The 13731-nt window shown below is 50.1% G+C and carries 17 protein-coding genes; 14 read left to right on the top strand and 3 right to left on the bottom strand.

Features of this window, described 5'->3' with window-relative positions; genetic code table 11:
- Window position 1: 1 nt before the first annotated feature.
- Entirely contained in the window at window positions 2-634 is a 633-nt protein-coding gene (locus tag A9180_RS17775) for a phage repressor protein CI (protein WP_000616877.1), read from the bottom strand.
- 119 nt (window positions 635-753) lie between these two features.
- Here A9180_RS17775 and A9180_RS17770 point away from each other — a divergent pair, with 119 nt between their 5' ends.
- The 11 genes from A9180_RS17770 (at window position 754) to A9180_RS17720 (ending at window position 8161) form a co-directional block, all read left to right on the top strand.
- Entirely contained in the window at window positions 754-996 is a 243-nt protein-coding gene (locus A9180_RS17770; RefSeq protein ID WP_000102105.1) for a Rha family transcriptional regulator, read from the top strand.
- Window positions 997-1028: 32 nt separating this feature from the next.
- Window positions 1029-1538, top strand: a complete 510-nt coding sequence (locus tag A9180_RS17765; protein ID WP_000460856.1) for a phage regulatory CII family protein — start codon at window positions 1029-1031, stop codon at window positions 1536-1538.
- 7 nt (window positions 1539-1545) lie between these two features.
- Window positions 1546-1746, top strand: a complete 201-nt coding sequence (locus tag A9180_RS17760; protein ID WP_000956182.1) for a phage filamentation protein Fil family protein — start codon at window positions 1546-1548, stop codon at window positions 1744-1746.
- Complete coding sequence (locus tag A9180_RS17755) at window positions 1710-2051, top strand: DUF5347 domain-containing protein (RefSeq protein WP_001311552.1); 342 nt, start codon at window positions 1710-1712, stop codon at window positions 2049-2051. The genes A9180_RS17760 and A9180_RS17755 overlap by 37 nt, the downstream gene beginning before the upstream one ends.
- Window positions 2052-2118: 67 nt before the next feature.
- A complete protein-coding gene (locus tag A9180_RS17750; protein ID WP_001244231.1) occupies window positions 2119-2352 on the top strand; it encodes a DUF2732 family protein in 234 nt (77 codons plus the stop codon).
- On the top strand, window positions 2352-2579 hold the full coding sequence (locus A9180_RS17745) for a TraR/DksA family transcriptional regulator (protein WP_064529904.1): 228 nt from the start codon (window positions 2352-2354) through the stop codon (window positions 2577-2579). Before A9180_RS17750 ends, A9180_RS17745 begins: the two co-directional genes overlap by 1 nt.
- A complete protein-coding gene (locus tag A9180_RS17740) occupies window positions 2576-3433 on the top strand; it encodes a DNA adenine methylase (RefSeq protein ID WP_001513126.1) in 858 nt (285 codons plus the stop codon). Before A9180_RS17745 ends, A9180_RS17740 begins: the two co-directional genes overlap by 4 nt.
- A complete protein-coding gene (locus A9180_RS17735; RefSeq protein ID WP_064529903.1) occupies window positions 3430-5844 on the top strand; it encodes a replication endonuclease in 2415 nt (804 codons plus the stop codon). Before A9180_RS17740 ends, A9180_RS17735 begins: the two co-directional genes overlap by 4 nt.
- A gap of 153 nt (window positions 5845-5997) precedes the next feature.
- Window positions 5998-6186 carry a hypothetical protein gene (locus tag A9180_RS17730; protein WP_001154434.1) on the top strand — a complete coding sequence of 63 codons (189 nt, stop codon included), beginning with the start codon at window positions 5998-6000 and terminating at the stop codon, window positions 6184-6186.
- Window positions 6187-6196: 10 nt separating this feature from the next.
- Window positions 6197-6430 carry a DinI-like family protein gene (locus A9180_RS17725; protein WP_001217575.1) on the top strand — a complete coding sequence of 78 codons (234 nt, stop codon included), beginning with the start codon at window positions 6197-6199 and terminating at the stop codon, window positions 6428-6430.
- A gap of 321 nt (window positions 6431-6751) precedes the next feature.
- Window positions 6752-8161, top strand: coding sequence for a hypothetical protein (locus A9180_RS17720; protein ID WP_000008839.1), 1410 nt, complete (start codon window positions 6752-6754; stop codon window positions 8159-8161).
- 47 nt (window positions 8162-8208) lie between these two features.
- On the opposite strand, the gene A9180_RS17715 is transcribed toward A9180_RS17720, so the two are convergent.
- On the bottom strand, window positions 8209-9243 hold the full coding sequence (locus tag A9180_RS17715; protein ID WP_064529902.1) for a phage portal protein: 1035 nt from the start codon (window positions 9241-9243) through the stop codon (window positions 8209-8211).
- Window positions 9243-11009 (bottom strand): terminase ATPase subunit family protein, encoded by a 1767-nt coding sequence (locus A9180_RS17710; RefSeq protein ID WP_001098422.1) that lies wholly within the window; start codon window positions 11007-11009, stop codon window positions 9243-9245. The genes A9180_RS17715 and A9180_RS17710 overlap by 1 nt, the downstream gene beginning before the upstream one ends.
- A gap of 142 nt (window positions 11010-11151) precedes the next feature.
- Between A9180_RS17710 and A9180_RS17705 the strand changes: the two genes are divergently transcribed.
- Genes A9180_RS17705 through A9180_RS17695 form a run of 3 tightly spaced genes read left to right on the top strand, consistent with a single transcriptional unit; the run spans window position 11152 to window position 13714 of the window.
- Complete coding sequence (locus tag A9180_RS17705) at window positions 11152-11985, top strand: GPO family capsid scaffolding protein (protein WP_000216248.1); 834 nt, start codon at window positions 11152-11154, stop codon at window positions 11983-11985.
- A 16-nt stretch (window positions 11986-12001) separates the two neighbouring features.
- The gene (locus tag A9180_RS17700; RefSeq protein WP_000742511.1) at window positions 12002-13060 is read left to right on the top strand and encodes a phage major capsid protein, P2 family; all 1059 of its coding nucleotides are present in this window, start codon (window positions 12002-12004) and stop codon (window positions 13058-13060) included.
- A gap of 3 nt (window positions 13061-13063) precedes the next feature.
- Window positions 13064-13714, top strand: coding sequence for a terminase endonuclease subunit (locus tag A9180_RS17695; protein ID WP_000059191.1), 651 nt, complete (start codon window positions 13064-13066; stop codon window positions 13712-13714).
- Window positions 13715-13731 lie beyond the last annotated feature (17 nt).

The following is a 13731-nucleotide window of genomic DNA, read 5'->3' as shown; positions in this document are numbered from 1 at the left end:
ATCAAAGGCTCTTAATGATTTTCAGTGCGCGGCCTACTACCTCAATGTCATCCAGACCGCACTCAAACGATGAATCATCCTGATGCACTACTAATTTGTTTCCCGGGAGCCGAGTCAATTTAACAATGCTTTTTATCCCGTCGATATCGACTAACCACATACCATTTACTGGTGGTGTTTGGTTGCGATCTATTAAATAAGAATCACCAGAAGTAGTCACCAGCAGTAGGTTGCTTGAGTCTGAGGGGAGTATGCTGCTATCAATGATTGCTTTTCCAGCATCGACCAATAAACCACCGTTGAGAGTCGCCTTGTCAATTTCAGGAGATACTAGTTCAGAAAGAGGTACAACCTTGCTGGAGTTCACGGAATTGATATTTTTTTTAGGTTTAATGTTTGGACCTGGCTCTCCCTGTCCGGTGGTTAGCCACAGTAAAGAAACTCCTGTTTCCAAGGCGCACTGAATCACCCACTCTGCAGGAAAACTATCTCTTAAGTATCTGTTTGCCATGGTGCTTTTTGATGCGCCTAAGTGATCGCAAAGTTGCTGTCTGGACTTGAAATCATAGGCTGCCATTAGTCTATGGATAGCCTCTCTTCCCCCTGTATTCTCTCCAGCCTTTACCTGTATCATTTTTTAATCCTGTTGACGTATCAAATATTGGATCGTAGTATCTCGATGTATCAAATATTGAATCAAGTAAAACGAGATAAAACGACGTAAACCAAACCTTAATCGGGAGATACTGCACTATGAGCACTGATATTTCAATTCGTGTACCAAAAGAGATGGCTACGCCTGCAGAGTTCGCGGAATGGGAAGGTATCTCCCGCGGCTCCGTGTATCAAAAAATTCACCATGGTCAGCTTGCTAAATACATGGTCAAGAAAGAAAAAAACAAAGGCCGCGTAAGTCTGCGTTATTTAATGTACAAAACCGATCAGGTCCGTGAATCCCTCGGTCATTCCAACTTCCGCGTCATTGTTGGTAAGTGAGTTCAATTATGAGAACTTTCTAAGGGGGTAGCATGTTTGATTATAAGATTTCCAAACACCCGCATTTTGATGAAGCCTGTAGAGCTTTTGCACTTCGTCACAATATGGCGAAGCTGGCAGAACGTGCAGGAATGAATGTCCAGACTCTGCGAAACAAACTCAACCCAGATCAACCGCATCAGCTCAATGCGCCAGAAATCTGGCTGCTTACCGATCTGACTGAAGATTCAACGCTGATAGATGGTTTTCTGGCACAGATTCACTGCCTGCCATGTGTACCGATTAATGAGGTAGCAAAAGAGAAACTGCCGCATTACGTCATGAGTGCAACCGCAGAGATCGGGCGTGTTGCTGCAGGTGCGGTATCTGGCGATGTAAAAACCAGTGCAGGTCGTCGTGATGCTATCAGCAGCATTAACTCTGTAACACGACTGATGGCGCTGGCTGCTGTTTCACTGCAGGCCCGTTTACAGGCTAACCCTGCGATGGCGAGTGCAGTTGATACCGTGACTGGCCTCGGTGCTTCATTCGGTTTGCTGTGAGGTGCTTATGCTTACGAAAGAACCATCATTTGCATCGCTGCTGGTTAAACAAAGCCCGGCAATGCACTACGGTCACGGCTGGATCATGGGTGAGGATGGTAAACGCTGGCATCCGTGCCGTTCACAAGATGAATTGCTGGCAGAACTATCTACGAAAAAACGGGGGAACAAATGGCTATTGAAGGCGCTGCGGCGACTGTTCCATTAAGCCCCGGTGAACGCCTGAATGGACTTAATCATATTGCGGAGTTAAGGGCGAAAGTTTTTGGTCTTAATATTGAGTCAGAGCTTGAACGGTTTATTAAAGATATGCGTGATCCACGGGATATTAATAGCGAACAAAATAAACGGGCACTGGCTGCCATATTCTTTATGGCAAAAATTCCAGCTGAACGTCATAGCATCAGCATTAATGAGCTGACCACTGACGAAAAGCGGGAGTTGATTAAAGCAATGAATCATTTTCGTGCAGTGGTGAGCTTATTTCCCAGACGGCTAACCATGCCGAATTAACCAACTAATGAAATTAATGGCGTAAACCCGCCGGGCATCCCTTTATCTAAATTCAGGAGAATTGATTATGCGTAATATTGAAACCCTCACGACTAAAACCGGACCGGATGACGTAGGGCTAAATATTTTACTGACAGAGGCTCGTCTGGAAGAACGCCGGGCAAGGGCTGAAGCAATGGCTGCCCGCCTTGATAGTCTTGCGTGTCATATCACATCCCGCCAGCTAAACCACGTCGAAGCGGCAGAACTGCTGCGTGTGACCGCTGAAGCAATCCAGAACGAAGCGCAGGAGATCCACTAATGGCTGATGCAATGGATCTCGTACAGCAGCGCGTTGAAGAAGAACACCAGCGCCATATTCGTGCTGCCCGTGCCAAAACACCGGGCGTGTCTCGCGTGCTTTGCATTGAATGTGAAGTGCCAATTCCGCCAGCACGCCGCCGCGCCATTCCTGGAGTGCAGCTTTGCATTACCTGTCAGGAAATCGCAGAGCTGAAAGGCAAACATTACAACGGAGGTGCTGTATGAGCACCATCCTGAAATGGGCGGGAAATAAAACCGCAATTATGTCCGAACTGAAAAAACACCTTCCTGCTGGCCCGCGACTGGTTGAACCTTTCGCGGGTTCCTGTGCAGTGATGATGGAGACGGAGTACCCCAGCTATCTTGTTGCGGATATTAATCCTGATTTAATCAACCTCTATAAAAAGGTTGCTGCTGATTGTGAATCGTTTATATCTCGCGCCAGAGTTTTATTTGAGATCGCAAACAGGGAGGTGGCTTATTACAACATAAGGCAGGAGTTTAATTACTCAACTGAAATTACTGATTTCATGAAAGCGGTATATTTCCTGTATCTCAATCGTCACGGTTACCGTGGTTTATGTCGCTATAACAAGAGCGGGCATTTCAACATTCCCTACGGTAATTATAAAAATCCGTATTTCCCTGAAAAAGAAATTCGCGCATTTGCAGAAAAAGCCCAGCGGGCAACGTTTATCTGCGCCAGCTTTGATGAAACGCTGGCGATGTTGAAGGCGGGGGATGTGGTGTATTGCGATCCGCCGTATGACGGTACGTTTTCCGGTTATCACACTGACGGTTTCACTGAAGATGACCAGTATCACCTTGCATCCGTTCTTGAACATCGGTCATCAGAAGGACATCCGGTCATTGTTTCTAACAGTGACACATCCCTGATCCGTTCGCTGTATCGCAATTTTACTCACCACTATATCAAGGTAAAACGCAGCATCGGTGTGGCAGCTGGCGAGGGTAAATCAGCAACAGAAATCATTGCTGTTTCCGGGCCGCGCTGCTGGGTGGGATTTGATTATTCGCGTGGCGTGGATAGTTCTGCCGTGTACGGAGTACGTGCATGAGTCATGCCGATATGAACAACTGCAGCGGCGTTAACGAGGTCGCCGCAGCATTCTCATGGAACAGCCCGAAAAAGGCTATTAACCCTTATCTGGACCCGGCGGAAGTTGCGCCGGTTTCTGCGCTTTCAAACCTGATCACTCTGTACGCTACCGATAACGAGCAGGAACAGCTGCGCCGCGAGGCACTGAGTGATCAGGTCTGGGAGCGTTATTTCTTTAATGAATCCCGTGATCCTGTCCAACGCGAAATGGAGCAGGATAAGCTCATTAGCCGGGCAAAGCTGGCGCATGAGCAGCAGCGTTTTAATCCAGACATGGTCATTCTGGCGGACGTTAACGCCCAGCCTTCCCATATCAGCAAGCCGCTGATGCAACGTATTGAATACTTCAGCAGACTGGGCAGGCCAAAGGCTTATTCCCGCTATTTGCGTAAGACGATTAAGCCATGTCTGGAACGGCTGGAGCATGTACGCGACAGTCAGCTATCCACTTCTTTTCGCTTTATGGCAAGCCATGAAGGGCTGGACGGCCTGCTGATTCTGCCTGAAATGAGTCAGGATCAGGTAAAACGCCTGTCCACCCTGGTAGCTGCGCATATGAGCATGTGCCTTGATGCCGCTTGTGGCGATTTGTATGCCACCGATGATGTTAAGCCAGAAGAAATCCGCAAGACATGGGAAAAGGTAGCAGCGGAAACCCTGCGACTGGATGTCATACCGCCTGCGTTTGAGCAACTTCGTCGGAAAAGAAACCGCCGCAAACCCGTGCCCTATGAACTCATTCCGGGTTCGCTGGCGCGTATGTTGTGCGCCGACTGGTGGTATCGGAAATTATGGAAGATGCGTTGCGAATGGCGGGAAGAGCAGTTGCGTGCTGTCTGCCTGGTCAGCAAAAAAGCATCTCCCTATGTTAGCTATGAAGCCGTGATGCATAAACGTGAGCAGCGCCGCAAGTCACTGGAGTTTTTCCGTTCTCATGAACTGGTGAACGAAGACGGCGACACGCTGGACATGGAGGATGTGGTAAACGCCAGCAGCAGCAACCCTGCGCATCGCCGCAATGAGATGATGGCCTGTGTTAAAGGCCTGGAGCTTATCGCGGAAATGCGCGGTGACTGCGCCGTTTTCTACACCATCACCTGTCCGTCACGTTTCCATTCCACGCTAAATAATGGCAGGCCCAACCCGACCTGGACAAACGCGACGGTAAGACAAAGCAGTGATTATCTGGTCGGCATGTTTGCTGCATTTCGTAAGGCGATGCACAAAGCCGGATTGCGGTGGTATGGCGTGCGGGTGGCTGAGCCGCATCATGACGGTACAGTTCACTGGCACCTGTTGTGTTTTATGCGCAAAAAAGACCGCCGCGCCATCACTGCATTACTGCGTAAGTTTGCCATCCGTGAAGACCGCGAGGAACTGGGCAATAACACTGGGCCGCGCTTTAAGTCTGAGTTGATTAACCCGCGCAAAGGTACGCCAACAAGCTACATCGCGAAATACATCAGTAAGAACATTGACGGGCGTGGTCTGGCTGGCGAGATCAGCAAGGAAACGGGGAAATCCCTGCGTGATAATGCTGAATACGTTAATGCCTGGGCGTCTCTGCATCGTGTTCAGCAATTCCGCTTCTTTGGCATTCCGGGGCGTCAGGCTTACCGTGAACTGCGATTGCTGGCTGGTCAGGCGGCAAGGCAACAGGGGGACAAAAAAGCAGGTGCGCCGGTACTGGATAACCCGCGCCTTGATGCCATCCTGGCTGCTGCTGATGCTGGTTGTTTTGCCACCTACATCATGAAGCAGGGCGGCGTACTGGTTCCCCGCAAATATCACCTCATCAGAACCGCTTATGAAATCAACGAAGAGCCGACCGCCTATGGCGATCACGGCATTCGTATTTATGGCATCTGGTCACCTATTGCAGAGGGCAAGATCTGCACTCATGCCGTGAAGTGGAAAATGGTTCGTAAGGCCGTTGATGTTCAGGAGGCGGCAGCCGACCAGGGCGCTTGCGCCCCTTGGACTCGTGGCAATAACTGTCCCCTTGCTGAAAATTTGAACCAACAGGAGAAAGATAAATCAGCTGATGGGGACCCCAGAACGGACATTACCAGCATGGATGACAAGGAGTTGCACGATTACCTGCACAGTATGAGCAAAAAAGAGCGCCGGGAACTGGCAGCAAGGTTACGCCTGGTGAAACCGAAACGGCGTAAAGACTACAAACAGCGAATTACAGACCATCAGCGACTGCAGCTCGTGTATGAGCTGAAGTCCAGAGGATTTGATGGCAGCGAGAAAGAGGTCGATTTACTCCTTCGCGGAGGCAGTATTCCGTCAGGAGCAGGCCTGCGTATCTTCTATCGGAACCAGCGTTTGCAGGAAGATGATCAGTGGCGGAACCTGTATTAATTACGCGGGTTAACAATTCGTGCTCTTAATAATACCAGGCATATCAGGCTGATGAACGTAAAAAATCGTTTTACATCAGTAAGATTATTATATACTGTAAATATAAACAGTGGTTATGCATACAGCATTGCGTGTGGTGTCATAGGAGGAAAGATGCAGGACTATTTTTTGGAGTCTTTGAAGCTCCAGCGCATTGATTTTTTTCTTAAGCTTGTAGCGGCTAGTGAGTGTAGTGATGAAGAGAAGGGGCTGGCTCTGCAGTGGGTTTCTGAATTGACTGATGAACTCATGGCAAAAATCAGAACCCACGAATACAACCGCTCAATGGATGTCATCAGCTGAGGTGACTTTTATGCGCATTGAAATAATGATCGATAAAGAGCAGAAGATTAGCCAGTCTACCCTGGACGCCCTTGAATCCGAGCTTTACCGCAATCTGCGCCCCCTGTATCCCAAAACGGTAATTCGCATTCGCAAAGGTAGCTCTAACGGTGTGGAACTAACCGGACTGCAACTGGACGAAGAAAGAAAACAAGTGATGAAAATTATGCAGAAGGTGTGGGAAGACGACAGCTGGCTGCATTAAGAAACGTTGCTGGCGTCTGAACTTGCTTCTGGCGTCAGCAAGGTTGAACAACGAGCCCTTGCGAGGCGTTAGCTCTGTAGTGCATGTCTATGCCGCATGAGATCGCATGATCGTTTGAGGATCGTTTTTGCTAAGGCCCGCCAGAACTGGCGGGCTTTTGCGTAGATCATGCAGGTGCATGAAAACCACTACATAAAGCGGGCAGGCGTGGCGGGGATACGAGCGCGCGTATTTGGTCGTTACTTAGCTTTTTTTTATCAATAGATTAAGCTAACTTAAGTCTTTTTAGGAAAAAATATTTTTTCGTGATGAGGTAGAAAGATGTCTTTTCTTGATATAAAAAAAATGAGTAAAGAGAGGTTTAATGCTTTTGTTGATTGGACCAGAATGCCAAATACTGAACTTTTAGGTTATGAGTTTGAGTGGTACTGTAGTCCGAGAGAGTTCCTGCTAGGGGCACTATTATTGGATCAAATCGATGAAGATTATAGCGGTATTGTTTTAGCAAGAGACTTAAGTGGGAGATATAGATGTATTGACCTATTTACTAGTGTTTCAGAAATGAATTCTGCACGAGCAAAACTAAAGAAATTAATGCGGAAGCATACTAAATTAAACGTAAAAGTATTTCCACAAGGTGATGAAACTTATAAAGCAATGGATTTATTCACACCTATAGTTACACCAGATAAACTTCATCATCATTTTTCATTATTTGGTAAGTACGCGAACTGGTCGCCTGCAACAGGGATAATCAAGGAAATGATGAATCATTTTGAGGATGTCGACGGGAATTTTATAGAGCAGTTTCAGACAACAGGTTTTGATGCCCGACTATGGGAGTTATATCTTTTCGCATATTTACGAGAGGAACACTTTTGGCTAGATAGGCAGTTTAATGCCCCTGATTATGTGGCACGTAAGTATGGTAATACTATTTGCATTGAAGCTGTAACGGTTAATCCAACAGGGAATGATATTAATCAATCATCTGAAATGCTATCTGAACCTAAAAGTAAGGAAGAATTGCTAGAGAAAATAGAGAATTATATGCCGATTAAATTTGGAAGTTCTCTCTATTCTAAACTGAAAAAGAAAACTCGATACTGGGATCTAGAACATGTTAAGGGGAATCCTTTAATTTTCGCAATTGCTGATTTTCATGAACCAAACTCTATGATTTGGTCCCATAGTGCACTTTGGCAGTATCTTTATGGTATTCGCTATGAGCATGTTAAATCTGAAGATGGATGTTACAGTTTAGCAACTAAGAAAATTATATCGCATCAATTTGAGAAAAAGGAAATTCCTTCAGGCTTTTTCTTCTTGGATGAGTCTGAAAATATTTCGGCCGTCCTTAGTTCTAATAGTGGTACTATATCGAAGTTTAATCGGATGGGAAAACTGGCTGGTTTTGGAAGAAGTGACCTTAGATTATTTAGGAGTGGTTACTGCCATGATCATGACCCAGAGGCATTATATCCAGCAGCATTTAGTTTTGAAGTGAAAGAAGGCGATATTACAGAAACATGGGCAGAAGGTTTAAATATGTATCATAATCCTAATGCTAAATATCCTGTAGATCCTGATTTATTTCCTTCAATAGCACATCATTTTCTTGAAAATGGAGAGGTTAAAAGTATAGTGCCTGACTTTCATCCGTATACATCTATTACCATAAATGTCTTAACTCAAAATAATAAAAAACAAAAAATCAGAGTAGATGAGTAATTAATTAGGTTTATTCTTGTTAACCACCTCATAGAGGTGGTTATTAATTAGTCTAGGGATAGTTGATATTCTTTGAATGTAATAATATTATTTTTTAGCCATAAATTTAATTCTTCGAAACGTTTTTGCAAAGGTATTAATTCATTACGAACAAATACCCGACTTGCCTTCTCCACATCCCCAAACCCCCCAACATTATTCGGCAAAATTCCCATCATCTGAGGCGGTACGCGGTGTGCAGCCATCATGTCGTCCCGGCTCACGTTCTTGATGTTCAGAAATTCATCTTTCGCTGCGACTTCTGACAACGGGATGATCTGAAGCCCGTCCTTTTTGCCGTTAGGCGAGTACATAAACAGATTGCGGAAGTTGCCAGGGCCTTTGGCGCTTTTCATCGCATTGCGGAGGTTGTTCACATCCTCCTGGTTCTGCGCGGCATCGGTCATGTACATGATGAAGCCTGCATGACTACCGTTAATGTAATACTTGCGGCGGAACAGCGTGGCGGATTCGTTGAGCAGGGCTGACGGAATGGCAGAAAGATAACCGGGCAGGCCGTAGATCTCCTGGTTGATGTCCGGTTCCATCAGATGAAAAATACTGCCTTTCGTGAACTGATACGGTTGCGTGGTCATGCCGTATTGCACAAACCAGTAGGTATCCAGGTCTAACCCGCGTCGGGTGTATTTTGCCAGGGCAGGTTCAAGGGCGATAACTTCACCGAAGCGGTTCGTGCGTTTTTCCAGGTAGGCGTTACCAAATACCAGATAGTCCTGCACAAAACGTGAAAACGCCTGCTGGCTGAGCAACGGGTGAGGGATATAGGTGCTGGTCAGAATATTGCACTTTACTGCAATCGGTGAGCTGTGATGCACGGCAGCGCGGAAGGTGCGCGCCAGTCCGTCAAAACTCACTGGCGGCTCATACCAGCGATCTGTCTGTACGCATTCCACATAGTCCAGCAGTTCGCGGCGGTCCAGTACTGGAATGGGATCGCCGAAGCTGAATGCTTCGGCTGAAGTCTGGCTTTTATGCTGGGTCTGGTTCTGCGACGCAGCGCGGTTCTTCTTACTCTTTCCCATCAAAAAATCTCCACAATATTACTTGTATTGGCGGACTCGCCCTGCAGTGGTTCGTTAAACAGTGCGTGCATTGTTGCCCAGGCCAGATCGGCGTGGCTGGCTTCTTCGCTGCGGCTGGCTTCATAGGTCGGGCGGTTGCCGCTGGCGGTGGTGGCGCGACGGATTGCCATAAATGATTGCGCAATGTCGGTGTGCCCGGCGTCAAACTCCAGACGGCGGTGGCTAATAATGTCGTAGGCCTTGAGTACCAGCGCGTTTTTAACGTTGGGGTTGTAGACAAACTCCCGGACGGCAGGAAAGAACGCTTTCACGTTCTCATAAACCCCGTGACCGACGCCGGTCGAGTCGATGCCGATATAGGTCACGTTGTACTGTTCGGTCAGTTTTTTGATGGCGTCCGCCTGGGCGCGGAAGTCCATCCCGCGCCACTGGTGACGCTCAAGAATGCGGAACTTACCGCCCGGCACGGCTGGCGGAGCCACCACAACGCATCCGGCACTGTCGCCGTTCTGCGTACCTTTTGCCGGGTCATAACCGATCCACACCTCGCGCCAGCCAAACGGGCGCAGGGCCAGTGCATGAAAGTCGGTCCAGACTTCCCAGCTGTCCACCATGCATGCCTGCAGCTCGCTGAGCGGGAACACGGACGCGAGATCGTCTACGAACTCACACATCAGCAGGTTCTGGTATTCGTCCGGGCTGTACTCCATGCGCAACTGGTCGAGGTCGAACAGGTTACAGCCGCCGCGCACCGCATCTTCCACGGTGACTATCTGGCGGTATTGCCCGTCTGCGCACAGCAGGCCGGGGGCCAGATTGTTGTGGGACAGGTCGATGTCCACCTTATCGGCTTTGTTGCGTCCACGGTTGAACAGCGCACCGGACCAGAACGGATAAGCACTGTGGGTCAGGCTGGATGGCGTGGAAAAATAGGTTTGTCGCCATTTTTTGTGAATAGCCATACCGGAAGCCACTTTGCGCAGCTCCTGGAATTTCGGTATCCAGAAATATTCATCCAGATACAGGTTGCCGTGGTAACTCTGGGCCGTGCGGGCATTGGTGCCGAGGAAGTAAAGCGTGGCCCCGTTAGGAAGCACCATCGGATCGCCTTTCAGCTCCACCTCCACTTCTTTGGCGAAGTCGATGATGTACTGCTTAAAGACGTGGGCCTGTGCCTTACTGGCGGAAAGGAAAATCTGGTTACGCCCGGTAAGCAGGGCGTCAATCAGGGCTTCACGGGCAAAGTAAAAGGTCGCGCCGATCTGGCGTGACTTCAGCAGGTTGCGGATGCGGTTGGTTTTTCCGGCTTCCCACCAGTGGCGCTGGTAGTTGAACATGGAGGAATGGAAGATTTCTTCCAGCTTCTCAATCTGCTCATCGGTGAAAACATTCTTTTCCGGCTGACGGCGTGGGCCTTTGTTGCGGTTGGCGACGTTAGGGTTTAAGTCGGCTTCGTTGCCGCCATTGTTAAACTTGCCGATCCGCGCGTGGCGCTCCGACTGGCGCGCCAGCAGGTCAATCTCTTTGAAATCTTTCCCTTCTTTGTGCTCCTTCATGATGAGCTGGCAGTAGCGTGCGGCGGTGGTGAGCTGCATCTGATCCAGCGGCCCATAGTCACCCCACTTGTCGCGTTTTTTCCAGCTGTGAACGGTTGCAACTTTCTCGCCCAGCATTTCAGCTATGCGGGCTACGCGGTATCCCTGAAAGTACAGCAGCATGGCCTGCCGACGGGGATCGAGATCTGCGGGTGTCAGTGTGGTGTTCATGGCACAAACCTACAGCCTTGAATGAAGGCTTTCCCCGCCTGCGGTTTGTGTGGTTGTCGGTACAAATACCGCGCATTGTTTCACTGCCCCCATCACCGCAACCATAAGGCTCCAGTAAGTTTTTTCTAACGGAGCACGGCTCATGACAGTGAAAGCAAAGCGTTTTCGCATCGGGGTGGAAGGTGCCACCACCGACGGACGCGAAATCCAGCGTGAATGGCTGGAACAGATGGCAGCCAGCTACAACCCGGCGGTGTACACCGCGCTGATTAACCTTGAGCACATCAAGTCTTATCTGCCGGACAGCACCTTTAACCGCTACGGCAAGGTGACGGCGCTGTTTGCTGAAGAAATCACGGAAGGTCCGCTGGCGGGCAAGATGGCACTGTATGCCGACGTTGAGCCAACGGAGTCCCTGGTGGAACTGGTGAAAAAAGGCCAGAAATTATTCACCTCTATGGAAGTCAGCCCGAAGTTTGCTGATACGGGCAAAGCCTACCTGGTCGGCCTGGCTGCTACAGATGACCCTGCCAGTCTGGGCACTGAAATGCTGACATTCAGCGCCAGTGCAGCCCATAACCCGCTGGCAAACCGCAAGCAGAATCCTGCCAATCTCTTTACCGCTGCAGAGGAAACGGTGATCGAACTGGAAGAAATCCAGGAGGACAAACCGTCCCTGTTTGCCCGTGTCACGGCGCTGTTTACCAAAAAAGAGCAGTCCGATGACGCCCGGTTCTCTGATGTGCATAAGGCCGTGGAACTGGTCGCTACTGAGCAGCAGAACCTGAGCGCACGCACCGAAAAATCCCTGTCTGAGCAGGAAGAACGTCTGTCTGAGCTGGAGACTGCCCTGCAGGCACAGCAGACCGCCTTTAACGAACTGGTGAATAAGCTGAGTCATGAAGACAGCCGCCAGGACTACCGCCAGCGTGCAACAGGCGGTAACGCCCCCGCTGACACTCTGACCAATTGCTGATGGAGCACAAAACCTGATGAAGAAGAATACCCGCTTTGCTTTTAACGCTTACCTGCAGCAGCTGGCGCGTCTGAACGGTGTGGCAGTTGAAGAACTGTCCAGCAAGTTCACCGTGGAGCCGTCTGTGCAGCAGACGCTGGAAGACCAGATCCAGCAATCCGCCGCTTTCCTGACGCTGATTAACGTCACGCCAGTGACCGAGCAGTCTGGTCAGCTGCTGGGGCTGGGTGTTGGCAGCACCATTGCCGGAACCACTGATACCACCGCAAAAGAGCGTGAGCCTGTCGATCCGACGCTGATGGTCGATGTGGAATACAAATGCGAGCAGACCAACTTTGACACGGTGCTGACCTACGCGAAGCTGGACCTGTGGGCGAAGTTTCAGGATTTCCAGGTGCGTATTCGTGACGCGATCGTGAAACGTCAGGCACTGGACCGCATCATGATCGGCTTTAACGGCGTGAAGCGTGCGAAAACCTCAAACCGTAGCGAAAACCCGCTGCTGCAGGATGTGAATAAAGGCTGGCTGCAGAAAATCCGTGAGGATGCACCGGATCACGTCATGGGCAGCACCACCACGGGCGGTGAAACCACACCGGGTGCGGTGAAAGTCGGGAAAGGTGGCGAATATGCCAACCTGGACGCCGTGGTGATGGATGCCGTCAATGAGCTTATCGACGTGGTCTACCAGGACGATGACGATCTGGTGGTGATTTGCGGTCGTGAACTGTTGTCTGACAAGTATTTCCCACTGGTCAACAAAGAGCAGGAAAACAGTGAAAAACTGGCTGCCGATATGATCATCAGTCAGAAACGCATGGGTGGCCTGCAGGCCGTGCGTGCGCCGTTCTTCCCGCCGAATGCACTGCTGATCACCCGTCTGGATAACCTGTCCATCTACTGGCAGGAAGACACCCGCCGCCGTTCAGTTATCGACAACCCGAAACGTGACCGGATTGAAAACTTTGAATCCGTTAATGAAGCCTATGTGGTTGAGGACTACCGCTGCGCCGCACTGGTGGAAAACATCCAGATTGGTGATTTCAGCGCCGCCGCAGCCGAAACCGGAGCGTAATCCATGAGCCTGAGTCCCGCACGGCAGCATCGCCTGCGCGTTCAGGCTGAACAGGCCGCCCGCGAGGGCGGCAGTGTTCGCCACGCATCGGGCTATGACCTGATGCTGCTGCAACTGGCGGAAGACCGCCGCCGTCTCAAGGGCGTTCAGTCCACGGTCAAAAAAGCGGAAATCAAGGTGGAGCTGCTGCCGAAGTACGCCGCCTGGGCAGAGGGTGTCCTGGCTGCCGGAGGCGCTCAACAGGATGACGTGCTGATGTACGTGATGCTGTGGCGCATTGATGCCGGAGATTATGCCGGGGCGCTGGAGATCGGGCGTCATGCCCTGCGTCATGGCTGGGTGATGCCGCTGGGTAACCGCAACGTGCAGACCGTGCTGGCAGAGGAAATGGCAGACGCCGCGCAGAGCGCAATGCTTGCCGCCACCGGCTTTGATGCCGATCTGTTGTTGCAGACGCTGGAGCTGACAGACGGTCTGGATATGCCGGACCAGTCACGGGCGCGTCTGCATAAAGCGATTGGCGCTGTCCTGAGTGAAAGCAATCCGGCTTCCGCCCTTAATCATCTCAACCATGCGTTACAGCTTGATCCCCGCTGTGGCGTGAAAAAAGACAAACAGCAGCTGGAGCGCAGACTGCGCAATGACAGCCGCTGACAGAACGTGCCCCCGCG

This window comes from Escherichia sp. B1147 (genome assembly GCF_001660175.1).
GTDB classification, from domain to species: Bacteria; Pseudomonadota; Gammaproteobacteria; order Enterobacterales; family Enterobacteriaceae; genus Escherichia; species Escherichia whittamii.
Note: the sequence above shows the minus strand (reverse complement) of the source record. Positions and strands in the feature narration are given on the sequence as shown.